Consider the following 24,444-nt stretch of genomic DNA (forward strand, 5'->3'; position numbering starts at 1 on the left):
TTTCTTTTTTTATTAATGTATACTTCTTTTTCCTTTGCAAAAGGAATGTTTATTTTTGATGACGGCTATCTTGACTTCTCACTTAATCTAATGAGAATAGGTTTTCTTCCCCTTTACTCTAAATCACAGGCAAACAGTCTGTGGTTTTTTTATGTTCTTAAAATTGATTGGGAGGCTTTTATATGATGACATTACTTTATTATTGATACGAGTTTCGTTCATCTAACAAACTCGTATCGATAAAAATCGATACGTAAAAAATTAGGAGGTATCGATTAAAATGAAAAACAAAAAATGGAAACAGAAATTTTTTGCAATATATACAGGACAGTTCTTTTCTTTATTAAGTAGTGCAGCTGTTCAATTTAGTATTATTTGGTGGCTGACGGATACAACAGGTGGTTCGCCACTGGTACTGACGCTGGCAGGTCTTGCTGGGTTTTTACCACAAGCATTAGCAGGTCCATTTGCAGGGACAATTACGGACCGTTATTCACGAAAATTGATGATGATTCTGGCAGATATGACCGTCGCACTTGGAAGTTTAATCTTATTTACAACGTTGTATTTTTATGAGGCAAGCATCACATTTGTAATACTTGTTTTGGCTATTCGTTCATTAGCAACTGCATTTCATATGCCGGCAATGCAAGCATCTATTCCACTACTTGCACCCGAAGAACATCTTACAAAGGTTGCTGGTTGGGGACAGACAGTAAGTTCCATATCCAATATTGCAGGTCCGGCAGTTGGGATGTCATTACTAGCTGCAAGCTCAATTGAGTGGGTGTTATTGTTAGATGTTCTTGGTGCGGTTATTGCAAGTAGTATTTTACTATTTATTTACATCCCAAAGGTACAAAGAACAGAATTAATAGACCCTACCAGCATGCTTGTTGAAATGAAAGAGGGGTATGACGCACTTGTAAAGCATCCCGTCTTGTTAAAGCTAACGTTCGTTATGACGGTTGTTGCGGTTTTATACATTCCGCTAGGCACTTATTTTCCGCTTATAACACGGAATCATTTTGAAAAAGGTGTTGTCGAGGCTGGAATCGTAGAGATTGTTTTTGCTGTTGGTTTAATAGTGGGAGGTTCACTAATAGGTGTACTGGGAGATCGATTTGATAAAGTTAAAACAATGGCAGCAGGAATAATGTTGATGGGCGTTGCATTATTTATTTCTGGTTTACTCTCACCACCATTTTTCTATATTTTTATTGTTCTGGCTGGTTTAGTCGGTTTGTCTGGACCATTGTTTTCAGCACCATTCTATGCCTTTATCCAGACAGAAATAGAGCCTCATTTACTGGGGAGAGTTTTTAGTTTCGTGACAAGTCTCTCGTTATTAGCGACACCAATTGGCTATGCGGTGGCTGGAGTATTGATTGAACTAACTAGTGTTGCCGCACTATTTTCTATAATTGGTGTCTTAATTATAATAAATGGAATTATTACAATAAGGGCGAAATAGGGGGATAAATACGATGCAATTTTTATTATTCTTTTGATGCGGGCTAGATTTAGAAGCTCGTATCGATCGTGAGCTATCGATACGAAATCACTATATTTCGGGAGGTAGCTAAGATGGAACAAATATGTTTTGAATTAGAAAATGTTGAAGTGACCTATTTAGATAAAAAGGTATTAGAGATTGGACGTTTAGCAGTCCATCAATTTGATCGAATCGGTATCGTTGGGAAAAATGGAGCAGGGAAAAGTACTTTACTAAAGTTACTTGCAGGTATCGTTCAACCATCAAGGGGAAAAGTAAATCGTCATGTAGATTTCGGGTATTTTGAACAAGTAGAGGCTCCAAAAACCCGTGAGGCTGATCCTCGGTTACTGGGGAAATTGTATGTATCAGACGCTGCTGATGGGCTAAGTGGTGGTGAACAGACAAGGCTGAAGCTTGCACAATTGTTCACACACTACTACGAATCCCTATTAATTGATGAACCGACGACACATCTGGATCAGGATGGTATTACTTTTCTACTCGATGAACTTATGTATTACTATGGTGCGCTAGTGCTGATCAGTCATGACCGTGCTATATTAGACGAACTCGTTACAACAATTTGGGAAGTAGATGAAGGAAAAGTAAACGTATATTCTGGAAATTACAGTGAATATATGGCCCAGAAGGGGTTGGAGCGAGAGCAACAAAGCCAAGCGCATGAACAATACGTGAAAGAAAAGAGCCGGCTCGAAAAAGCGGCCCAGGAAAAGATGAAAAAGGCTGAGAAAATAGCTAAATCTTCTGCGATGTCGAAAAAAGAATCGAAGACAAAGGCAAATCGCATGTTTGAAACAAAATCAAAAGGTACGAGTCAAAAGGCCATACAGCGCGCGGCAAAAGCAGTTGAGCAGAGAGTGGGGCAACTAGAGGCTGTGGAGGCTCCAAAAAAGGAACAAACGATCCGTTTTCATCAGGCCAATGCGCTTCAATTACACAATAAATTTCCAATTATGGCAGATCGTTTAACGCTAAAGGCAGGGAATAAAACTCTTATTGAAGAATCAAGTTTTCAATTCCCATTAGGTGATACGATTGCGATTACAGGAAAGAATGGTTCGGGCAAAACAACATTGATTCATTATATTTTACAACGTGGGGAAGGAATTACTATTTCACCAAAGGCTGTCATAGGATCTTATGAACAAATGGGTTATCAATTTCGTAAAGATGAAACGGTATTAGCCTATATGAAAGATAGAAGCGACTATCGTGAAAGTAAGATACGATCCGTTCTTCACGCCATGAGTTTTACAGGAAATGACTTAAAAAAGAATGTCCGTGATTTAAGTGGTGGGGAGGCAATCCGTTTAGTACTGTGTCAGCTCTTTTTAGGAAGATATAATGTGTTAGTTTTGGATGAGCCAACAAACTTTTTGGATGTTTTTTGTATTGAAGCATTAGAGCGATTTTTGGAAGGATACGAAGGTACAGTCCTTCTTATATCACATGATAGGACATTTGTTGCTCGTGTAGCTGATAGTGTATATGTCATAGAGAATAAACAATTGAAGTTGAGAAATTAATATTAAAAGGAGCAGGGGAAACCCTGCTCATCATCTGAGCCAAATCAGCCAACCTTCGGTTCTTTTTATTTGACACAAGGATTGAGACTAAAGTGGAAATGAGGTTTTGAAACAAAGTATGATCAATTATATTAAGTATGATAAAATGTTCTGTGAAAAATGTTTCTTATATTCAGTAATCGATATTTAATTGAATACCAATGAAATCAATATAAACGTACATTATGCGAACAAAATCAGAGGAGAGGAGTTTGTAGTTGATGAGCAATTTGAGTAACGATAAATTACCAAAACAAGCGATGCAAGCATTAAAAATTGTAGAGGAGTTGCTTGGAAGTTCGATAGTCGGGGTATATCTATTTGGCTCTGCAGTAAAAGGTGGCTTGCGCATTAACAGTGATGTTGATGTCCTAGTGGTAGTGAATCATCGCTTATCTGAGGTGAACCGAAAAAATCTAACAGACAGACTAATGCTTATATCTGGAAAGATAGGAAATAAGGATTCTGTGCGACCACTTGAAGTCACATTTATAAATCATAAAGATGCCATCCCCTGGCAGTATCCTCCAAGAAATGAATTCATCTATGGTGAATGGCTTAGGGACGATTTTGAGAAAGGACAAATTCAGGAGTCATCCTATGACCCTGATTTGGCTATTGTCTTAGCACAAGCGCGAAAAAATAGCGTTTCTCTATTCGGTCCCCCTGCTTCAGATATACTTGCCCCCGTTCCGATAACAGATATTCGAAGGGCAATTAAGGAATCTTTACCAGAATTAATTGAAGGGATTAAGGGAGATGAACGTAATGTAATTTTAACTCTGGCTCGAATGTGGCAGACAGTGGCTGTTAGTGAAATCTCCCCAAAGGATGTAGCTGCAGAATGGGCTATAACTCGTTTACTTAATGAACACGCACATTTACTTGAAGCAGCTAGAAAAGCGTATCGCGGAGAGTATGTTGATAAGTGGGAAAAGGTGGATTCCGAGGTGATAGAGCTTGTTAATTATATGAGGAACTCTATAGAGTCTCATTTATAGCATCTGAGCAAGTTCTTGGAAAAACCACGATTATCATCAAACGAGAGCTAATCAGGAATAAGTATTAGCGCCCAAAGGGACATTTTATTGAATAAGATTGGAGTGAAACATTATGGCAACTGTAGATAGTATAATTCAAGACATAAAAGAAGAACTAGATGGACTGCCAGGTGTAGTAGGAGTCGTGTTAGGTGGATCTAGGGCAAGAGGGACTCATAGTCCGAATTCTGATATAGATATTGGAATTTACTATGATGAATCAAAAGGATTTAATACCAATGATATAGAGAAATCAGCATTCAATCTAAATGACGAAAAAAAAGATCATTTAATCACTTACTTAGGTGAATGGGGCGAATGGATAAATGGTGGTGGCTGGTTAGTTGTACATGGTTACCATGTAGATTTTATTTTTCGTGATATCAAACGAGTCAGTAAAGTTATTGATGATTGTCTGTCAGGTCTAGTATCCATTCATTATCAAACAGGACACCCTCATGGTTATTTGAATGCTATGTATATGGGTGAATTAGCTATTTGTAAAGTATTATCTGACCCTGAAGGCACATTAAATAATTTTAAAAAGAAAATGGAACCCTATCCCAAGAAATTTAAAGAAGCGATGATTCAGTATTTTTCTTTTGAAGCTTCATTTTCCCTTATGTTTATGGAAACCAATGCTAATGAAGATGATATTTCATATGTGATGGGACATTGTTTTCGAAGTATTTCTTGCTTGAACCAAGTTCTCTTTGCGAAGAACGAGGTATACTGTATCAATGAAAAGAGGGCTGTAGCCATGATTCAAGGTTTTTCGATAAAGCCTATGAACTACAAAAAACGAATCGATGAAATTGTTTCTCTTCTTTCAACAGATAGCGATAAGACAAATCAAGCTGTAGAAAACTTAAAAGAATTAAATTCTGAAATAGAAGCATTATAAATCTTCCGGAGTAACTGTTTTTGGAGGGGAGGGTCTAATCAATGAAGAAAGCAGAGAAAATAGCATCCTAAATAAGAAATTAGTAAAATTTAGGAGGCATACAATAATGAGTTTTAACAGGATTAACTTAGAGAATTGGCATCGAAAGGAATATTTCGAACATTATCTGAATCAACAAACAACGTTCAGCATGACGTCTGAGATAGATATTAGTATTTTATATAAAAATATAAAAAAATTCGATTTCAAGTTTTATACAACCTTCATCTACATGGTAACAAACGTCGTGAATAGCAATACTGTATTCAGAAAATCTTTTGATAACCAGGGGTGTTTAGGTTACTGGGAAAAGTTAAATCCAAGTTACACTATCTTTGATGAAAGTTCAGAAGCTTTCTCAAGTATTTGGACAGAAGTAACTGACAACTTTAAACAATTCCATAAGGATTATGAAGAGGATTTAAATAAATATAATGGTTTGGGATGTTTATTCCCAAAATCTCCTGTTCCTGATAACACTTTTCCTATATCGATGACCCCGTGGAGTTCGTTTACTGCTTTTAACCTTAATATAAATAATGGAGGTAATTTTCTTTTCCCAATTATTACAGCGGGTAAGTTTGTGAAAAAAAAGAATGGTATATTTCTACCAGTGTCTTTACAAGTTCATCATGCTGTTTGTGATGGTTATCATGCAGGATTATTTATGAATAGTCTTCAGAGTTTATCGGATCAGTCCCATGAGTGGTTATTAAGGTAAATATTCTGCAATACGATCGGGCGCTTTCGCGGGATAAAGAAAGCGCCTACTATTGCTTTCTAAGGCCAAATAGTTGAATAACTTGAAATCTTAAATGCATACGACAGCATTTTATTAAACCTTAGAGGGCATTAACATTCTATTCACAGTGTTGTTAATGTCCTCTAAGGTTTATTACTGACAAATTAAAAAAACTCCCACTGCGACATTATACTTTAGTAAGGCATTTCCTGATATTGAAATGTAAATATTGTATTGATGTATTGACTCTCACCTACACGTTAGAGTTTATAGTTGTATTAGATTAAGGAATTTGGAGAATCATGATCACGATGAAATGCGTTGGAAATCTTGTACGAAAAGAGGAATTAGAGTATGAAAGCGAAAAAGCATTGGTGGTTAGGATTTTTAGGTCTTTTAGGTATTCCAAATCTGCTGAATTTTATACAGGGCGAATCTTACAGTTATCTCATGTTTTTATGGTTATTCTGGTTCTTAGATTTTATTCCCAATAAAAAGGATTAAGGAAAATGCTACTTCACCAGTCTATGGGATCTACAGGCAGTCAATTTGTAATAATATAGAAATCAATATTGGAGGTCCACCATGCAAAGTATCGGAAACATTGCGAAGGAAATGAATCTGACAGTTCGAACGCTTAGATTTTACGATGAAATTAATTTATTAAAACCATCCCATATTGCAGATTCAGGTTATCGTTATTATTCAAAAAGGGATGTCCTGAAGCTGTATCGTATTATCGCGTTGAAAGAACTCGGCTTTCACCTGCATCAAATTAAGACAATACTGAATCAAAATGACTGGGAGAATGTCTTTGAAGAACAACTGGCGATTATCGCAAAGGAAAAAGAGCGATTGGGTTATCAAGAGAAATTGTTGCGGTTATGCATGCACCTTTCTCTCATTGAACACGATATCAGTTGGAAGAGTATTTTTCAACACCATAAACGACCGACGGAAGAGCGGGATCAAGAGATCATAGCGTATTATAAAGAACATTTTGATGACCGTGAAATGGAGATCTTAAAAAATCCCTCATTGGATATAGGATCAAATGCATCCAGAGAGTTGGTCGAATTATTAAGAGCAGCTAGGGAACAAAAAAGAGATGATCCGCATTCCCCTAAATCTCAAAGTTTGGCCAAACGATTGATGACATTTCTTGATCATTCATTTGAGGGAAATTCAGCGCTTGTCGAGAAGTTTTGGGATATTCAGAAACTCACAATCGAAGACGCTGGTCTCATCACGATAGAAAAAGATGTCGTTCAATATATTGATGATGTTATGGATATTTATGAAGCAAAACTAAAGGAGAATGGGCAGTGATTGAATTCGTTCTTGACCACAAATGGTATTTCTTCATTGTTGGGGGAGGTTATATTTTGGAGCAGTCTTATTGGTTTTATGGTGCTGAGATATGCGTTTAACCTAAAAAAGTTAAGCATATACTCAATTGTTCTTTGGTTAGTGAGTGATATTTGGCTGGTTGCAATCGGCGTACTTGATTATATGCGGAACGGTACTATCAATAGATTTCAAATCATTATCTTAATCTTTGTGATTTATGCGTTAACAGCTGGAAAAAAGGATTTCAAAAGGTTGGATCGATGGATCCAGAAAAAGATTTCCCGATGGAAAGGTAATCCAGAATCAAAATTTGATGAACCTCAATCTCTGAACAACAAGGACCATGCCAGATCACAAAGGAGAAAATTTTACATTCATCTTATCATTTTTGTAGCTCTTCAGGTGGTATTTATCCTCTTTACAGATTATAACCTATCTTCTATTCCTGAGTTGATTCACAAACTTGATAGTATAGATAGCGATAATTCAAATCAAGTTATGGAAATAATGAGTGGCGTTAGTGGGATTAGTCTGATATGGACCATCTCCATATTCATTCATTTTATTATTTCTTTTTTCCCATAGCCTCTCACCCGAAAAGGAAAAAGAAGGGTAATAATAAATTAAAGAGAATATACCAAACGGATTTTGCAATGCACTTCTAGATATATTTTTAACATTCGCTGACAAGCATATTAATAATTGTAAGAAATGTATCTTTTGTCGTGAATACCCTTTTCAAACTTTTTTGGGTTATGGAGACTGAAAAAGGCAGACTTATGATGAGAATTAATAAATCGTTTACTAAAGGTTGTTAAGGTAACAATGACTATTCAACAAAAGGGCCAGATTATTGAATACTCATATATATAAACCAACAGAAAAATGATACTGTATTAACTAAAAAGAGGTTGATAAAATGAAGTTGTTTAGCAAATTATTTGCGAATAAAAAGCAGAAAAATAATCAGAAGATCTTAAAAAAGGAAAAAGAAATGCTGAAACAGGAGAAAGAGAATGAAACACCTGAAGATGCAAAAGTCAAAGGCCTTTCTTTAACCTTCTCATCCGATGAAAATTATGGTATTTCTATTTCTTCATCTGATGTAGGTGTTGCCACTGGTAGTACAGCTGTAGATTTTTATGTATATGAATGGTTTATTAAAGATACTGGAGAAATATTTTATGTAGGAAAAGGACGTGGTGATCGTTATAAAAAGTTCCACGAACGAGCATATGAAGCTGAAAAAATTCGTGAAATGTATGATACTGACACACGTTTTGTTGGAACTGGGTTAACTGAAGAACAAGCAATAGCGTTAGAGAGTAAAGAAATGACACGAATATTAAATGAAACAAATGATAGATTGACTAATCGGATAATACCACTTTTAACTAAAAGAGATAATGGATATGATCGTAGTCCCAACACTCCTGAATTACAATTTGAAACAACGCCATATTTATATGCAAGTGAGATAGATGAACATTACTTTGGGATAAAAAACCGAGCATTTGATGAAGTTAAGGATGAAAATTTAAAAGCAGTAGTTTTTATTACCCGAAATATGAGAGCTGAAATTGGTATTATTTATGGTGGAAATCTTAATAAGTATCAAGATGAAACAAAAGATTTATTGTCAATGAATGGTAACAGAGTTTTAAAAACTCAATTTGCCAAATCAGTAACTGCTTGGATATATATTGGTGATGATTATGTAATGAATTATGAAATTGACCAAGAGAAAGCGTTAGAGAAATTAAGACGAAATATACCAACTTATCATTTACTTGATGTTCGAAAATTTTTAATAGAAAGATATGGTGAAGTTAAAACAGTTTCAAAAGAAAAAATATCGATTAATCCAGTTCATAATAGAGTACCATTAAAAGATATAAAGAACTTACACAATTGGGAAAAAGGATTCGATGAAGGGATGCCATATTGGGAACAAGGTGATAGGGAACGAAAAGATGGCAACCTAGAAAAAGCTATTGAGTTATTTGATAAAGCGAGGTACAACGGGTATGATGCCCCTGCATTATATAGTTCGTATGCAATGGCGTATAGAAAACTAAAAGACTATGATAATGAAATTGCAATCATTGATGAAGCGATTGAGCGTACTGGATCTGAAGGAAATACTACTATTATGAAATTAAAAGAGCGTCGAGAAAAAGCTCTCTCATTAAAAGAAAAGCAAAATACTTTGTTACGTAAATAAAAAATAAGTATTTCATTAAAGGGCGCTTATCTAGAATTAGGATAGGCGTCTCATTAGTGTTTTTACGATTGATCTAGGGATGTATTTTTATTATACATTTCGATTTTTGAATAAAGGATGTTTAAGCAGACCATACTGAAATCAAATTAATTGATTCATAGTATGGGAGCGTGAAAACATGTTGTTGTCTGAAGCATGGGAAAAATACCACTCTGATAAAAGAATTGAAGGCTATTCTTCTCTTACTTTGAAGGTGTATGGCTTTCAATGTAATCTTTTAAAGCGTTACTTCGGTGATATCAGAATAGGCGATATAACCACGGAAAATCTGAAACAATACCTGGTCGAAGCTGGAGAACATTTAAAACCATTTAGTTTAGGTCATCGTGTACGATTCATTAAATCGTTGTTTAAATGGATCCATGAGGAAGGTTATATCTTTAAAAATCCAGCTGCTAAATTAAAAGAACCAAAGTTAGGCAAGCGAATTCCAAAGTTTCTTTCCGCGCATGAGATTGAACACCTTCGAGAAGGATGTTATACATCGATGGAAAATGCTTTGATTGAATTCTTTTATTCGACTGGCTGTCGGATTGGAGAAGTTGCGAAATTAAATCGTGATGATATTCATTTTATTGGAAACTCGGTGATCGTGCATGGCAAAGGCGATAAGGAAAGAGAAGTTTATTTTAATATACGTTGTGCGATTTGGCTAAAAAGGTATTTAGATGAACGTGATGATAACCAACCCTGTTTATTTGTCACTGAGCGTAAACCTATAAGACGTATGAGTGTAGATACCTTGAGACACATTGTTAAACGTATTTCTAATCGTGCTGGAATCAATAAAACGATTCATCCACATCAATTGCGTCACAGTTTTGCCACACACATGGTAAACAATGGTGCTCCTCTTGAAGTAATTCAAAGCCTTCTTGGTCATGAAAAGAGTGAAACAACAAGAATTTACGCTCATCTCAAAGGTGATACTTTTTTACTTGCAATGTACTCCGAATTTTACCTTTTGTGTTAAAATTAATTAAACAATTAGTATGGGACACATGCAAGTGGGCTATAAATAATCACTATTCATAAAAGGGCCAATTAATTGAATAAGAATACAGCTAAGAATCTATTGGGATACTCCGAGATACGTGTGAAATTAGGATATAGATAGTCCAACCATGTTGATCATATTAACTTTTGATCAACATGGATATCACTTTCCATCCTTATAAAATGCTACAAGGCTTTCAGCCATTTTAAGAATCTTATCGTGTAATTCTTTTGGTTCAATCACCTTTATTTGATCAGCAAATCCCAATATATGGCTCTTTGCCTCGTCTTCGGTATCAAAAGAAAGCTTAACTGATATCCAATCACCTTGAGTTTTATTTTCAACCTCAACAATTTGAACAAATTGACCCGAGTATTTTAGCCGCGTCAAGATAGAAGGCATAACCTTTACCCGCACTTCGTATTTAGGTAAATTCTCAATAAAAGCCTTTGTTGATGATTCCCAATACTGAGCAAGATTGAAGTCTTTAGGTCTTTCAAATGTTTCTTCCATAGGTATTGCTGATAAAATTCGTGATGCCCGGTAATTTCGTTTTTCATCGTTCTCTTTGGAAGCAATGAAGTACCAACGACTTCCCTTGGCTACAAGTCCAAGTGGTCTTACAACACGTGCATTCGTTTTTCCATCTGCCCGCTGATATTCAATTTTTAATTTATTTTCTTTCCATATGGCGTCTTTAAGGACTTCAAACGACATTATCTTTTCTTTCTGTTTACGCCATGTACTCATGTCTACATGAATACGATTCCAGACGTCTTTAGCGTTTTTACGGTAATTTGCAGGGAGCGAAGCAATCAGTTTATTCCTTGCTTCCTCGGATGTATGGGTCATGCCCAGATCATCAAGCAATTGCGTAGAAGGAGAAACGAATAGTGTACGAATTTCAGATTCTTTTAGTCCTGTTAAATTTGTACGATAGCTCTCAAGTATTGACCAGCCTCCGTGTCTCCCGCGCTCTGCAAAAACCGGAATGCCGGTTCTGCTCAAGGCTTCCATATCCCGATGGATTGTACGCTCTGTCACATCCAGCTCCTTCGCCAATGCCTTCGTTGTTAATTTTCCATTATTTTGTAGCAACAATATTATGGTAATAAGTCTGTCTGCCCGCATTGATAACCACCTAACTAAATATATTAAAAATTTTTTATATGACATAAGGTGTCAACATTATAGATTATACTATAGATATTACAAAAAGTATCAATTGAAAGATACTTTAATAATGTAAAGTGAGGAGAATGTAAATGAAGTCTTTAAAAGGTCAAATCGCTTTAGTGGCTGGTGGAACAAGAGGTGCAGGACGTGGTATTGCAATGGAGTTAGGGGCTGCAGGAGCTACTGTCTATATCACTGGTCGTACTACACGAAATGAGCTTTCTGAATACGGGAGGCCTGAAACGATTGAAGAAACAGCAGAATTAGTGAATGATTTAGGTGGAGTCGGAATTGCTGTTCAAGTTGACCATCTGGTACCTAAACAAGTGCAGACCTTGATTGAAAGAATTGAGAAAGAATACGGGAAATTAGATATACTTGTAAATGATATTTGGGGCGGTGAATATCTCGTTGACTGGAATAATGCGAGTGTATGGGAGCATTCGCTCGAAAAAGGTTTAAGAATGCTTCGTTTAGCTATCGATACTCATTTGGTTACGAGCCACTATGCATTGCCGTTGCTCATCAAAAACGAAGGGGGACTTGTCATTGAAATGACCGATGGTACGAAAGAGTATAATAGTAAGAACTATCGATCACCAATGTTTTATGATCTAGCGAAAAGCTCAGTCATCCGTATAGCGGAAGGGCTCGCTCGCGAATTAGAACAGCATTATTGCACAGCGGTCTCCTTAACCCCAGGCTGGATGCGATCCGAAATCATGCTCGATCATTATGGTGTCAAGGAAGAAAACTGGCGTGACGCTACTAAGAAGGAACCTCATTTCGTTATCTCAGAAACGCCACGTTATGTGGGACGTGCTGTGGCAGCTCTTGCTGGAGACCCCAAAGTATCACGTTGGAACGGCCAATCTCTGTCAAGCGCAAAGCTTGCACAGGTTTATGGGTTCACTGATCTTGATGGTTCTAAGCCTGATTGTTGGAGGTATTTAGTTGAAGTTCAGGAGGCTGATAAACCTGCCAATGCAGAAGGTTATAGATAAATGATGTACCAAAAAGGTATTTACTGATAAATATTTTTAATTCATGATTTTCATATTGGTCATCTTATATGCATCCCTTACCCTGGGCAGTTCTTTTTTAATAAGCAAGACAAGGGTGCAAATTGTTTAATGAGCAGTTAATCGATGTTAAACAAACGGGTGCAGTTCTTGAACAGGAGCTGCGCTTCAATCGGGCCATTTAATGGAATAACTTATTGTACTGGATTTTTGAAGCAATTGTTTTTTTATTTTGAGTAAACAAAAGACCATCCATATTTAGAATCGCAATTAAAGGGTACACTTTATAGTGGCAACCGGTCTCTTAATACATAGTTGAGCAAAAACCTTATTATCATTCAACAGTAATTAAATGAAATTTGGTATTTTGACTAGGATTTAAAAATAAAAGTGAAAACTGAGGTGTGTAAATTGATAAGAGAATTAAATAAGGATGAGGAATTGCCATTAGAGTTATTATTGTTGGCAGATCCATCGGAAAAGCTTGTCAGAGAATATATTTCAAGAGGTAAGTGCTTTATTATGAATCTTGATGGAAGAATTATAGGAACTTATGTCCTTATTCTAACTCGACCAGAAACAGTAGAAATTGTAAATGTGGCAGTGAATGAAGAATATCATGGTAATGGTTATGGAAAGCAACTTGTCCTCCATGCAGTTGAAACAGCAAAACGTGATGGATATAAGACCATTGAAATTGGAACTGGCAATTCAGGAGTTGTTCAATTGGCACTATATCAAAAATGCGGTTTTAGAATGACTTCAATTGATCGTGATTTTTTTGTTAGGCATTATGATGAACCAATATATGAAAATGGCATCCAAGTTATCGATATGGTCCGACTTTCTCAAGATTTATAAGGGTTGTCATTTTAAATAGTCTTCAATTATCAGAGTGCTTTTATTGAATAAAATTAAAGAACTTTAATTTGAACTAGCCGCATTTTTCAACGGAGAAATGTGGCTTCTCATCTGAAAAAAGTCAACAACTTTATTGTTACTTAACAATATGTGAATTCTAATATAAAAATGTCATAGATCAGTAGCAATAAAGATATTTCTTTTACAATAATGTTGTTCCACAATGGGCTCAGAGATTGTGAAACAACCATTTTTATTAGTAGTAGACTTTATACTGCGCAACAGCTTATTTTTATACTTGTGAAGAACTGATCGATTTTATTTACTGTTTATTAGGTCATACCGAGTCTTTACGTAAAGTAGAAATTTTAGAATACCTGAGATCTCTTATTGGAATTGATTTGTTAACGGGCACGATTGTTGAATATCATAGATAAAAAACGATCAATTTTTTATAAAAACTTCACACTCATTCAAGACAAGAATCCGTTTTGATAAAACTTTATTCCAAAGCTACACTTGTACACTTAAACTTCAAAGGATTAAAATTTTAGTGGACGTAAAAACGTGAATTGTCTTTTACCGTGTTTAAGACGCTTAACTTGCTTAAAGCACTCATGCTTTATTCTTTGTTTCTTATTAGAGACAATAGCGACAACGGAATTATTTAAATCAAGAATCTGATAAATATTATTAAGCATCTGTTCAGTAGGGTTATTCTTCATTATTCCTTCCCAATGGGCCATGTTTCCATAGGGTAAATCGGTAATAACGATATTAATCTCTCTCGATAATGGAGGCTTAGAACTTGTGATATCCCACTTTAAACATTGAATATCCTTTAGAGATTTATTAGAATCGATTAACATAGATGCTAATCGATTTACACTACGCAGCGCTTCCAATTGGGGTTGTTTTCCATATTTATTATAATTGCATTCAATACTCTTTTTTCTTTGAAGTAACCCCTCCATTGTAAGAAGGTTTAAATTTCTCTTAGCATAATCAAGAGCCCTAGCATCAATATCTGTGCCGTATACTTTATTTAAATTTGCGCTGTAAAGAAATCCAATCACAGTTAGCAAATGACCGCCACCACAACATGGATCATAAATAGAGATACCATCCGATGAGTCTGTGAAAGATAAACATCTTGCCATAATTTCGCTTGCTATCCTCACAGGAAATGCAGGTGTTCTAGGGGCATTAATTAATACTCTATCACTGGAAAAATCACCATAATCTTTTTTAATTGTTTCAAATTCAAATTTCATGCATAATTACCCCTTTAAATAGTTCTAACAAAGTGTTTTAAATTGGGTTGGGGAGTATCATCTGTGTGTTAGTAAGATTTGTTTTTTATAACTGGGATCCAGAGCTCGTATTTATGACGCTCTTTCATTTCGCGAAAAAATTCTATATTATTGGCCAATTCGTATCCATGTACAGGAAACCAATATATAAATAAATCATACCATGTTTTGTTAATGATACGGGGAGAAAGAGAACCTATTTCAAAGACTGCCCATGTTTGCTCAGGGATTTTCAGTTTCACAAGAGATGGAGGGCATATTGCCGTTGTTTCAATTCCGATATAAGAATCCACTGATTGTTCCGTTTTGTTGACAGCTACATGTAACAGGTTGTCTACTCTTGTATTTAATAGTTGTTCTAAAGATTGCCGAAATTGTTCCTTAGTAAAATGATTGTCGTTTGGGATAAAGACTCCCCTTTCATTGGTATGTGTATTTTCCAAAAACCCAACGACCTTGAAGGGGGGTTTTTTTACAAATCTATATTCCAATTAATATCCACCCTTTCAAACGTACCTTTTATTAAAATTATTTTTTAAAGACATAAATTGTTGGATGTAACCCTTTAAGACTTAAGTTATAATTATCTATCAAGGAAAAACCCAAAATTTCTGCTATCTGTAAAATCTCACTCCATCCCTCTGAAAGAATCACGACTGTCCCTTGATGTGTAAGCACTCTATATATTTCAGTTAATATCGCTTGATTTATCTCCTTTGTTTCAGATCCGAATGAAATTTGTCTTCCAAATGGAAGATTTGTTACGATTTTTGAAATAGACGTATCCGCAATTTTTAGTTCCCTGGCATCCCATTGATTTACTTCTGCAAAAGAGTTCTTGAGATTTTCTTGAGCCGCAGCCAGAGCTTTGTTATCTATATCTCCACCTCCAACATAGGTGAAAGGGTACGATAATCGCTCGGATAAGATGGTGCCCGACCCACAACAAGGGTCAATAAAAACATCTGTTTCCTTAGGTTTTGAAAGCCGTACCATTGCATGAGCAACTGTTGGCAAAAGAGAAGCAGCAGTAAAACTTCTTTGATGCTGTCTAAAACGATAGGTTGCATCTGTTAACCTTAATGAAAAAAGCGCCTGATGACCTTCAATATCCAAACGGAATTCGACGTCATGCCGATTTGCAGTGCCTATCTTTCTATGTGGATACCTTTTTTTAATCCCTTCTATTGCTTTTTGTGCTGCTTCAAATCGGCTATACGTATGCTGTCCTTTACGACTTACATTTACATAAAAACTTCCTTTTCCTAGAAATTTTTTAAGATTGAGCCAATATATTTGATTGTACAATTGTTGTAAGTCTGGACGATGGATTCCAACATCAAATCGGGTAATCACTTGATATAGATTGTCCGCTAATTTTAAAGTTTTTAATTGATCTAAATTTAAATTTGTTTTTATGAACACTTTACCTCTTGCTATTTTAATTACCTGTGCCTCTATCAGTTTGTCATTAATTTCTTCCACTAAAAGTTGTTCTAGACCTGTTAATACAGTAGCAAAATAAGTTCTCATATTGTATATTAGGATTCTGATATTTTTTAAAATGTTTGTGTTTAGAATCCATATAAACCCTCCTTTCTGAGAACAGAATAACAAATTGAAAATAAATAAACCCGACAATTTATTTTCAATTTCTATCGGGTTAACAGAAAAGAAAGAAGTGATATTTAAAATAAGCCTTTTATAGAACACGAAATGTCGCGTGACTTTACCCATAGAAGGTATAATTTTAGATAGAAGGGGAGTGATGAATTGGCTTTGTTAAAGGATTTAAATAAAGCGCTGACTTATATTGAAGAAAATCTTGAAAATGAAATAAATATGACGGAAGTAGCAAACATCGCACGTAGTTCGGAATACCATTTTAAAAAGATGTTTTCTTATTTATCTGGGGTAACTTTATTAGAATATATTCGGAGAAGGCGTTTAACCCTAGCAGGCCTTGAATTAGGAAATCGTAATACGAAAGTAATTGATGTTGCAATGAAATACGGTTACCATTCACCTGATTCATTTGCAAAAGCATTTTACCAACTACATGGTATAAATCCTTCTAAAGTAAAAAGTGGGGAGTCTTTAAAAGCATTTCCACGTATAACGTTCCAACTGGACATCAAAGGAGGAGATGCTTTGAGTTATCGAATTGAAAAAAGAAAGGCATTTAACATCATTGGTGTTAAAAAAAGAGTTCCTATTATTTTCAACGGAGTGAATCCAGAAATTGCCTCTATGTGGGGAAGTTTAGATAGTGAAGCGATAAATAAACTTAAAAAACTTTCTAATGTTGAACCTGTGGAACTGCTTAGTGCATCTGTAAACTTTTCAGAAGGTAGAATGGAGGGAGAAGGAGAACTTGATCATTATATTGGTGTTGCAACAACAAATGAATGTCCTAATAACTTTACCCAACTTGATGTTCCTGCTCTAACATGGGCTGTTTTTGAATCAGTGGGACCATTTCCTGAAACATTACAGGATATCTGGGGACGTATTTATTCCGAGTGGTTCCCTTCTTCAAATTACGAGCAAGTAAAAGGTCCTGAAATTCTATGGAACGAAAATAAGGACACAAGCTCGTCAAAATTTAAGAGTGAAATATGGATACCGATCATAGAAAAATATTAATAGGATATTCGACAATCGGGCGCGATTGCGGAAGATGATAGGTAGAAAATGATCAATCTTTTTTATAAAACTGAACCCAAATTTTCCTGATGGAGAATCCATTTTGATCAATCTTTTTTCAAAATGGATTCTTTTTATTTGCCTCTAAAATGAGGTTTTGGAGGATATTTTTGATCAAACTTTATTTTAAAGCTACATCCAGCACTAATTATCTATTAGCTTAAAAAGGATGTTTGTTATAAATTTGGGCTTTAGTTAAAAAATTCCATTTAACTAAGCTCTCTTTGTAACGGACTTTTTTTATTAGGTTTTTAAGATAATTAGTGTTTTTTAATACAAATTTTTAGGAGGATTAGAATGGCGAAGCGAAACAGGGGGACAACGAAGAAAAAAATAGAAAAGTGGACTTTGGAAGGTAGAGGACAAGGCGTGGGGGAAGATTATAAGCCGTGGTTAACAATACAAGATGTCCCTTCAGAAGGGATTACACCTAGACATAAAGGGTGGAAAACGGGGAGAATTCATCATTTAATGTCACAATTAGAATTACATTATCTCTACGAACTGGAGTGGTCTCAGGCTGTTATAGATATCAGAGAACAGTATCCCTTGCTACCTTTAGAAAGAACAATAGAGATTGCAGAATCTTTAGGTATAAAACATCCTAATGACCCAAAGACACAGGAGCCAATAGTGATGACAACTGATTTTATGATATCAACAAAGTCCTCCAGCAATGATCAGCTATTTGCAAGGCAAATAAAACCTACGAATAAATTAAACAAACGTGAAATAGAGAAGTTTGCTATTGAACAGCAATTTTATAAGGAGCAAGGGATAGACTGGGGAATTGTTACGGAAAAGCAAAGGGATGAAGTTTTTATAAAAAATATTGAATGGTTATATAATGCAAGGTACTTAGAGTATTTTCCATCGTTAAATATAAGGACGGTGGAAAGAGTTGCCCCTACTTTATTAACAAGTATACGTAAGTCCAAAGATCCTCTTGCTTTGATAGCTTTGGATTGTGACTCGAAATTTGGCTTTCAAGATGGTAGTTGTCTCTTTATTGTAAAACATATGCTTGCAAATAAATATTGGGGAGTAGATATTAATAAAAAAATAGACCCAATGAGGAACATAGAAATAGAACTTATAAACATGCGCGAAAAAGGAGGTACTTCCCTTGGGTGAGATTTATGTTAATTCAGTTATAGAGTGGAGTGAAAAAGAAACGTATCTAGAAAGAGTGTTATGGGTATCGCCAGATAAAAAAGAAGTTGTAGTAATTAAGATAGGAGAAAAATCACTATATCTTCCACAAGTTCGACTTTACGAGGAAATCATTATTAACATAGAAACTCTTGCTGCAAAATTGATTAGTAAAGAACCATATATATTACAGTTGAATCCAAGTAAAGAATTTGTTGAGAAACATGGTAGTAGACGTGATGAAGCCTGGGAGATACTAAAAGAAACATTAGAAATTGAACCTGACATTTACAAACCAAAACTTCGTGGTATTTTGGTAAATAATATAGTGGAAGAGCATGGGGTAACCAAAAAATGGGTTTATAAAATGATTAAACAGTATTGGACATGCGGGAAAACAGTGAATGCATTGTTACCGCTATATGTTAATAGTGGTGGGAAAGGAAAGAGTAAAACTTTAAGCGATAAGAAAATCGGAAGACCTCCTAAAGTAGCCCATGAAAATGTTAGCTTAATCGGTGTTAATGTGAAAGAAGATGATAAGTTAATTTTTAAGTCTACTATTAGAATGTTTTACGATAATAAGCCAAAACCAGATTTGAAATTTGCTTATGAACAAATGGTAAGGATGTTTTATCACGAGGGATATTATATAAAAAATGGAGTAAGGACACCAATTTTACCTAAAAAAGAAAGTGTACCTACGTATAGGCAGTTTTTATATTGGTTTAATAAAGAACATAATGGCAGAGATAAAGCAATTTTAAAATATGGTAGAAGGGAGTTTAATCTTAAATATCGTCACCTCTCCAGTAATGCAACAAAACGAGCTTTAGGACCAGGCTCTATTTATGAAATAGATGCCACAATAGCGGATGTCTACTTAGTAAGTTCATTAGCGCGACATAGAATTATTGGTAGGCCAATAGTCTACATTGTAAAAGATGTATTCTCCCGTATCATCGCTGGGGTTTATGTAGGTTTAGAAGGACCATCTTGGCTAGGAGCAATGATGGCTCTAGAAAATACATCAATGAATAAAAGGGAATATTGTAAGACCTTAGGTATAGATATTACAGACGACGAGTGGCCGGTTCATCATTTACCATCGACAATTGTGGCCGATAGAGGCGAGATGGAAAGTAAAAATGCAGATGATTTAGTAAGTAATCTAGGTATAAGAATAGAAAACACACCTCCCTACCGGGCTGACTTAAAGGGGATTGTTGAACAACATTTTAGAACAATAAATACTAAAATAAAACGTTGGATACCTGGTGCAGTTCATAAAGATTTTGCAGCGCGAGGTGGAAGAGATTATCGGTTAGATGGAAAGTTGACTTTAAAAGCCGTAGAAAAAATCATCATTTTTTCTATACTTGAACATAATCAAAAACTAATTAATGATTACCCACTAACTGGCGACATGATACAAAGTGAATTGAATTCCAAACCAGTTGAACTTTGGAAGTGGGGACTTGAAAATAGATTTGGGCACTTAAAGGAGGTGGATAGAGACTTAATTAGAACTGTAACAATGCCTAAGGGCCAAGCATCTGTGCGTAGAGGAGAAGTTTATTTTAATAAGAATTATTACTCATCTAATTACTTTCTGGAGATAGGTTTGTTTGAAGAAGTAGCTGCAAAGGGTAGCCGAAAGATTGAAATTTCATACGATCCTAGGTCTATTAACCAAATATACTTCCAAAAGGATAATGGTAAATTTGTGAGGTGTGAACTAGTAAATAAATTCTTTGATGAAGGCGAAGAAGAATTACAACCAAGACTAGAGGATCTTATGGAGTATTACGAACATAATCATATTAAAAGAGAGGATCAGATAAATAATCAAAGACAAGTTACTTCGGTTATAGATAGTCAAATTAAGGCTGTTATTGATGAAGAGACCACTAAGACAAATGCATCCGTAATTCCCAATCAAAGTAATCTAAGTAAAACTAAAAGTATTAGGGAAAACCGAAAAAAAGAAAAGGATTATCAAAGGAACGTCGAAAATTGGAGTGATACTTTAGAAACAAGCACTACTGGTAAATTGGCAGAAGTAGTTGATTTTGATAATTCAGTTGAAGAACAAGTTGACACAGAAGAGAATCCCTATTTTAATATATTGTTTAATATGGATAAAGAAGAAGGTGAATAGATTGAAGGTCGAGTTTAGTGATAATGGTTCGGTTTTTTATGCCCTAATGGGAAGGCAAGAGCAAGCAAATTATAAAGAGCAAGAAATTCATGATTATATAGGAAATCCCCTCATTGAGTCGTTACCTCCTATATTTTCAGTACACGAGATAGCAAATATGTTATATAATACCCCCGTTTATAGGGATAAAGATCGTGAAAAGCCTCCGGAGGTAAGGCTCCATATGGTTGAGCAAATAAAAAATTATATGCATCCTCTTAAAGTGCATTTTGATTTACATTTCAAAGTATCAATTATGATTAGAAGAGGTTATGTAGCGAGAAATCCTTTATCCCCTTTCTATGCAAGACAATTCACAGTGGGTATTGAGAAGATACTGAAAGAGGATTTGGATGAGAATGGAAAGAACTTAATAGGTAATCAATCGACTGCTACTTCCCACTCTATAATTGGGATAAGCGGCATAGGTAAGACCACAGCTATCGAGAAAGTATTGTTAACATACCCGCAAGTAATAGTTCATTCAAATTATAAAAACCAAGAAAGGGAGTTAGGGTTTCTTAAACAAATAGTCTGGCTAAAATTAGAGTGTCCTTTTAATGGACGAAGGAAAGCACTGTGTCAAAATTTCTTTAGAGTTGTGGATCAAATTTTACAAACGCAGTACTATAATAAGTTTGTAAAACCAAGGAGTACTGAAGAAGAATTAATTGATACTATGGCCCATGTGTGTACATTACATGGATTAGGCGTATTAGTAATAGATGAAATACAGAGAATGAAACCTGGAGAAGTAGGACAAGAAATGCTTGACTTTTTTGTAGAACTTTCTAATAAGCTTGGGATTCCTTTAATATACGTTGGAACGTATAAAGCCACACAAATTTTCAATAAGTTATTAGCAAATGCAAGAAGGGCTGAAGGTATGGGTTCAGATTTTATCGACCCTATGGTTCAAGATAAAGAATGGGACTTATTTTTGGAAAGACTATGGAAGTTTCAATGGACAAGAAAAAAAGTACCATTAACTAAAGATTTAAACGATACCATGTATTACCTAACTATGGGTATAACAGACTTTATAATTAGACTTTTTACACAAGCACAGCAATACGCTATAGCTTATGATATTGAAGAATTAACCCCTAGCCTCATAAAAAAAGTTGCAAAAAAAAATATGAAATTTGCAGAACCCATATTAAATGGTCTAAGAAATGGCGATAGAGAAGTGATTTCGAAATTTGAAGATATTAAGCCAAATTGGGTTGAGGTTAATGATTATATAAAAATAATGGGAGAGCGAATTAACCTTGTGGGAGGAATTAAGAAAGAACACAAAAGGGTTATAAATCAAGGAAATAGTCCAAGAAATTTTGAAAAATTAATTGAGTCTGCAATTAATCTAGGAGTTAGTCCAAAAGATGCAACCAAAATTGCATCAAAAGTAATTGAATCCACTAAGGGAATGCAAGATATGGTTCAGATGCAACGAGCATTAGCGAAGTATGTTTTACAGGGGTCAATTACTGAAGTAAAAGAAGGAAAACGGATTGAAGATAAAGCTAAAAAGATTAAGCCTATTATTGAAAAAGGCGATATTCGTTACTATATGGAAAATGCCAAAAGGAAAAAGCTACCGATTGATCATGTATTAGAAGAAGCTAGTATAATAAAATCGTTTTCTGAATTTAGAAGCTAGGATGTGCATAGATAATTAACTTTTTCCCATCGATTTATAAAGATGAATTATTATATAGTGTGATTGCCAGGTACCACATCCGAAGTGGAAATAAAAGTTACAAAAGAACGTTAATGGATTTATTTGGTAAAGATTCGATTGTGGCGATTGTAGATTTACCTGGGAGTCTTAAAGAACTATGTTTAAATATAGGAGATCAATACTTACCAGGTCAGTTATTAAATGAAAACACGCTTTGGCCTTATTACCGCCCCTTTTTAACGAAAGTTCTCGCAACAAAACTAGAGTGCAAAATGTTAGACTCGACTGTTGACCCTGTGCAAGTGAGTGCAGGTTTAATGGCGGGGGGGATTTCTTTTCCAAAGTATTTAAGATACTGCTCATTCTGTTATGTGGAAGATGAAAATAAGTTTGGAGAGCCTTATTGGCACCGAAGTCATCAACTACCTGGAGTCTTTTTATGTCATATTCATGGTGTGAATTTGACTAATTCAAATATCTTATACAAGTCAGAATTCAGTAGACAAAGGTTTTTTGCGCTTAGCGAAGTAAGGGTACAGGTAGAGAATGACAAAACACCTAGTTTTAATAATGAAATAAAAATGTTCTTATCTGAACAAAGTTCTAAACTCTTAAATAGTGTTATACCCCCAGTTGGGTTAGAAACGATTAGAGAAATGTACATTGCTTTACTTTGTGAGAGAGGATTTACTAGTAAGTCATCTCGTATTCAATTCAAGGATTTGATACCGAACTTTTCTAACTGTTTCGGTGTAAGTCTGCTTGAAGAATTAGAAAGTGTTGTGGATAATACGTTAACGGATTCATGGTTCCATAAAATATTAAGAAAACCCCGATCTTCTTGTCATCCTTTACGGCATTTGCTAGTACTTTATTTTCTCAAACAAGATATTTCTTCTTATCATAGCCCAGAGATTAAAAAAGGTTCAGGTTTTGGTAATCCTCCGTTTCCTTGTTTAAACCCTGCAGCTGAACATTACGGTAAAGACATTGTTGAAGAATATAGTATTACTAAATGTAAAGAAACAAGGATTTTGAAAGGTGTATTTGCTTGTCATTGCGGTTTTGTTTATACGCGAAAAACTGGGGAAGGTAACATAGGAGACCGCCATAAGAGAAACCGGATAATTGAGTTTGGAGAAGTATGGAATCAAAAACTAATTGAATTGTATAAAAAAGGGTGTTCCTTTACTCAAATAGCTACAGAATTAGATGTAGATATAAAAACGGCAAGGAAACATTTAGAAAACATATTTAGTGACAAGGTCCTTCCCCAAAAAAATAGCATAGTTGGGGATGTGAAAATTAAAAAAACAAAAGAAAATTATAGAAGAGAATGGGATATACATAAAAAAAACCACCCACAATTTTCACGTACAGAATTAAGAAAAGAAAAGCCATCTACTTATATTTGGTTATACAGAAATGATAGAGAATGGCTCTTTGATAACTTACCTAAAAAAAAGCAAAGTAAACAAAGTGGTTTTAAAAGAGTTAATTGGGAAGAGAGAGATATTAAATTAACAACTATAATTAAAGTTGAAGCCAATAATATATTGAATGAAAAAAATCCGTTACAAAGGGTAACTCTTAGAAAAATTGGACAGGGCATTGGTAAATTATCAATGCTGGAGAATAATCTAGATAAATTGCCTAGGAGTAGGAAGGTATTAAATGAAATAACAGAGTCCGTTGATAAATTTAGAGAGAGAAGAGTTCGTGATGCTGCTATAAATATTAGAAAAGAAAAAGGGAATATAGTACCTTGGTTGTTAATTAGGGAGTCTGGTTTAGGGAAGGATATAAGTGAAAATATTCAAGAAATAATCAATTTCGAAACTCAGTTTCAAAATTTTAATACAGATATAAATTTATAAATGAAGGAGGGGAAAG

Annotated in this window: 21 protein-coding genes; 17 read left to right on the forward strand and 4 right to left on the reverse strand. The window is 34.9% G+C overall.

Annotation, left to right across the window (positions count from 1 at the left end):
* Positions 1-280: 280 nt before the first annotated feature.
* From LG273_RS01350 to LG273_RS01395, 10 genes are all read left to right on the forward strand, one after another.
* The gene (locus LG273_RS01350) at positions 281-1,474 is read left to right on the forward strand and encodes an MFS transporter (protein ID WP_404457149.1); all 1,194 of its coding nucleotides are present in this window, start codon (positions 281-283) and stop codon (positions 1,472-1,474) included.
* 113 nt (positions 1,475-1,587) lie between these two features.
* Positions 1,588-3,045 (forward strand): Msr family ABC-F type ribosomal protection protein, encoded by a 1,458-nt coding sequence (locus LG273_RS01355; RefSeq protein WP_404457151.1) that lies wholly within the window; start codon positions 1,588-1,590, stop codon positions 3,043-3,045.
* A 260-nt stretch (positions 3,046-3,305) separates the two neighbouring features.
* Positions 3,306-4,085, forward strand: coding sequence for an aminoglycoside nucleotidyltransferase ANT(9) (gene ant(9) / locus LG273_RS01360; protein ID WP_404457153.1), 780 nt, complete (start codon positions 3,306-3,308; stop codon positions 4,083-4,085).
* Between the two features lie 112 nt (positions 4,086-4,197).
* Entirely contained in the window at positions 4,198-5,028 is an 831-nt protein-coding gene (locus LG273_RS01365; RefSeq protein WP_404457155.1) for a nucleotidyltransferase domain-containing protein, read from the forward strand.
* A gap of 106 nt (positions 5,029-5,134) precedes the next feature.
* Entirely contained in the window at positions 5,135-5,788 is a 654-nt protein-coding gene (catA, locus tag LG273_RS01370; protein ID WP_404457157.1) for a type A chloramphenicol O-acetyltransferase, read from the forward strand.
* A gap of 375 nt (positions 5,789-6,163) precedes the next feature.
* Positions 6,164-6,313 carry a hypothetical protein gene (locus LG273_RS01375; protein WP_404457159.1) on the forward strand — a complete coding sequence of 50 codons (150 nt, stop codon included), beginning with the start codon at positions 6,164-6,166 and terminating at the stop codon, positions 6,311-6,313.
* Positions 6,314-6,394: 81 nt separating this feature from the next.
* Positions 6,395-7,138 carry a MerR family transcriptional regulator gene (locus tag LG273_RS01380; protein ID WP_404457161.1) on the forward strand — a complete coding sequence of 248 codons (744 nt, stop codon included), beginning with the start codon at positions 6,395-6,397 and terminating at the stop codon, positions 7,136-7,138.
* Between the two features lie 141 nt (positions 7,139-7,279).
* Positions 7,280-7,744 (forward strand): hypothetical protein, encoded by a 465-nt coding sequence (locus tag LG273_RS01385; protein ID WP_404457163.1) that lies wholly within the window; start codon positions 7,280-7,282, stop codon positions 7,742-7,744.
* 334 nt (positions 7,745-8,078) lie between these two features.
* Positions 8,079-9,383, forward strand: a complete 1,305-nt coding sequence (locus LG273_RS01390; protein WP_404457164.1) for a GIY-YIG nuclease family protein — start codon at positions 8,079-8,081, stop codon at positions 9,381-9,383.
* A 178-nt stretch (positions 9,384-9,561) separates the two neighbouring features.
* Positions 9,562-10,416 carry a tyrosine-type recombinase/integrase gene (locus tag LG273_RS01395; RefSeq protein WP_404457166.1) on the forward strand — a complete coding sequence of 285 codons (855 nt, stop codon included), beginning with the start codon at positions 9,562-9,564 and terminating at the stop codon, positions 10,414-10,416.
* Between the two features lie 186 nt (positions 10,417-10,602).
* Here LG273_RS01395 and LG273_RS01400 read toward each other — a convergent pair whose 3' ends face one another.
* On the reverse strand, positions 10,603-11,571 hold the full coding sequence (locus LG273_RS01400; protein ID WP_404457167.1) for a helix-turn-helix transcriptional regulator: 969 nt from the start codon (positions 11,569-11,571) through the stop codon (positions 10,603-10,605).
* Between the two features lie 134 nt (positions 11,572-11,705).
* On the opposite strand from LG273_RS01400, the gene LG273_RS01405 reads away from it, so the two are divergent.
* Both LG273_RS01405 and LG273_RS01410 read left to right on the forward strand, forming a co-directional pair.
* Positions 11,706-12,620, forward strand: a complete 915-nt coding sequence (locus tag LG273_RS01405) for an SDR family oxidoreductase (protein WP_404457169.1) — start codon at positions 11,706-11,708, stop codon at positions 12,618-12,620.
* Between the two features lie 429 nt (positions 12,621-13,049).
* Entirely contained in the window at positions 13,050-13,499 is a 450-nt protein-coding gene (locus tag LG273_RS01410; RefSeq protein WP_404459450.1) for a GNAT family N-acetyltransferase, read from the forward strand.
* A 542-nt stretch (positions 13,500-14,041) separates the two neighbouring features.
* On the opposite strand, the gene LG273_RS01415 is transcribed toward LG273_RS01410, so the two are convergent.
* From LG273_RS01415 to LG273_RS01425, 3 genes are all read right to left on the reverse strand, one after another.
* Positions 14,042-14,773: an N-6 DNA methylase gene (locus LG273_RS01415; RefSeq protein WP_404457171.1), complete on the reverse strand. Its 732-nt coding sequence runs from the start codon at positions 14,771-14,773 to the stop codon at positions 14,042-14,044.
* 68 nt (positions 14,774-14,841) lie between these two features.
* Positions 14,842-15,303: a GyrI-like domain-containing protein gene (locus tag LG273_RS01420; protein ID WP_404457173.1), complete on the reverse strand. Its 462-nt coding sequence runs from the start codon at positions 15,301-15,303 to the stop codon at positions 14,842-14,844.
* A gap of 37 nt (positions 15,304-15,340) precedes the next feature.
* Positions 15,341-16,345, reverse strand: coding sequence for a methyltransferase domain-containing protein (locus LG273_RS01425; RefSeq protein WP_404457175.1), 1,005 nt, complete (start codon positions 16,343-16,345; stop codon positions 15,341-15,343).
* A gap of 240 nt (positions 16,346-16,585) precedes the next feature.
* Between LG273_RS01425 and LG273_RS01430 the strand changes: the two genes are divergently transcribed.
* The 5 genes from LG273_RS01430 to LG273_RS01450 all read left to right on the forward strand — a co-directional run bounded on the left by LG273_RS01430 (position 16,586) and on the right by LG273_RS01450 (position 24,428).
* Complete coding sequence (locus LG273_RS01430; RefSeq protein WP_404457176.1) at positions 16,586-17,458, forward strand: GyrI-like domain-containing protein; 873 nt, start codon at positions 16,586-16,588, stop codon at positions 17,456-17,458.
* Between the two features lie 357 nt (positions 17,459-17,815).
* Positions 17,816-18,652, forward strand: a complete 837-nt coding sequence (locus tag LG273_RS01435) for a TnsA endonuclease N-terminal domain-containing protein (protein WP_404457178.1) — start codon at positions 17,816-17,818, stop codon at positions 18,650-18,652.
* The gene (locus tag LG273_RS01440; RefSeq protein WP_404457180.1) at positions 18,645-20,831 is read left to right on the forward strand and encodes a Mu transposase C-terminal domain-containing protein; all 2,187 of its coding nucleotides are present in this window, start codon (positions 18,645-18,647) and stop codon (positions 20,829-20,831) included. Before LG273_RS01435 ends, LG273_RS01440 begins: the two co-directional genes overlap by 8 nt.
* Positions 20,832-20,877: 46 nt before the next feature.
* A complete protein-coding gene (locus tag LG273_RS01445; protein ID WP_404457182.1) occupies positions 20,878-22,530 on the forward strand; it encodes an ATP-binding protein in 1,653 nt (550 codons plus the stop codon).
* A 32-nt stretch (positions 22,531-22,562) separates the two neighbouring features.
* Positions 22,563-24,428 carry a TnsD family Tn7-like transposition protein gene (locus LG273_RS01450; protein ID WP_404459452.1) on the forward strand — a complete coding sequence of 622 codons (1,866 nt, stop codon included), beginning with the start codon at positions 22,563-22,565 and terminating at the stop codon, positions 24,426-24,428.
* Positions 24,429-24,444 lie beyond the last annotated feature (16 nt).

It is taken from the genome of Oceanobacillus kapialis, assembly GCF_044790185.1.
Lineage (GTDB): Bacteria > Bacillota > Bacilli > Bacillales > Amphibacillaceae > Oceanobacillus_B > Oceanobacillus_B kapialis.

Coding starts and splice junctions, on each gene's coding strand:
- LG273_RS01365 (WP_404457155.1), top strand. CDS start 4,198: ATGGCAACTGTAGATAGTATAATTCAAGACATAAAAGAAGAACTAGAT.
- LG273_RS01400 (WP_404457167.1), bottom strand. CDS start 11,571: ATGCGGGCAGACAGACTTATTACCATAATATTGTTGCTACAAAATAAT.
- catA (WP_404457157.1), top strand. CDS start 5,135: ATGAGTTTTAACAGGATTAACTTAGAGAATTGGCATCGAAAGGAATAT.
- LG273_RS01405 (WP_404457169.1), top strand. CDS start 11,706: ATGAAGTCTTTAAAAGGTCAAATCGCTTTAGTGGCTGGTGGAACAAGA.
- LG273_RS01390 (WP_404457164.1), top strand. CDS start 8,079: ATGAAGTTGTTTAGCAAATTATTTGCGAATAAAAAGCAGAAAAATAAT.
- LG273_RS01435 (WP_404457178.1), top strand. CDS start 17,816: ATGGCGAAGCGAAACAGGGGGACAACGAAGAAAAAAATAGAAAAGTGG.
- LG273_RS01375 (WP_404457159.1), top strand. CDS start 6,164: ATGAAAGCGAAAAAGCATTGGTGGTTAGGATTTTTAGGTCTTTTAGGT.
- LG273_RS01350 (WP_404457149.1), top strand. CDS start 281: ATGAAAAACAAAAAATGGAAACAGAAATTTTTTGCAATATATACAGGA.
- LG273_RS01415 (WP_404457171.1), bottom strand. CDS start 14,773: ATGAAATTTGAATTTGAAACAATTAAAAAAGATTATGGTGATTTTTCC.
- LG273_RS01355 (WP_404457151.1), top strand. CDS start 1,588: ATGGAACAAATATGTTTTGAATTAGAAAATGTTGAAGTGACCTATTTA.
- LG273_RS01380 (WP_404457161.1), top strand. CDS start 6,395: ATGCAAAGTATCGGAAACATTGCGAAGGAAATGAATCTGACAGTTCGA.
- LG273_RS01445 (WP_404457182.1), top strand. CDS start 20,878: ATGGGAAGGCAAGAGCAAGCAAATTATAAAGAGCAAGAAATTCATGAT.
- LG273_RS01425 (WP_404457175.1), bottom strand. CDS start 16,345: ATGAGAACTTATTTTGCTACTGTATTAACAGGTCTAGAACAACTTTTA.
- LG273_RS01395 (WP_404457166.1), top strand. CDS start 9,562: ATGTTGTTGTCTGAAGCATGGGAAAAATACCACTCTGATAAAAGAATT.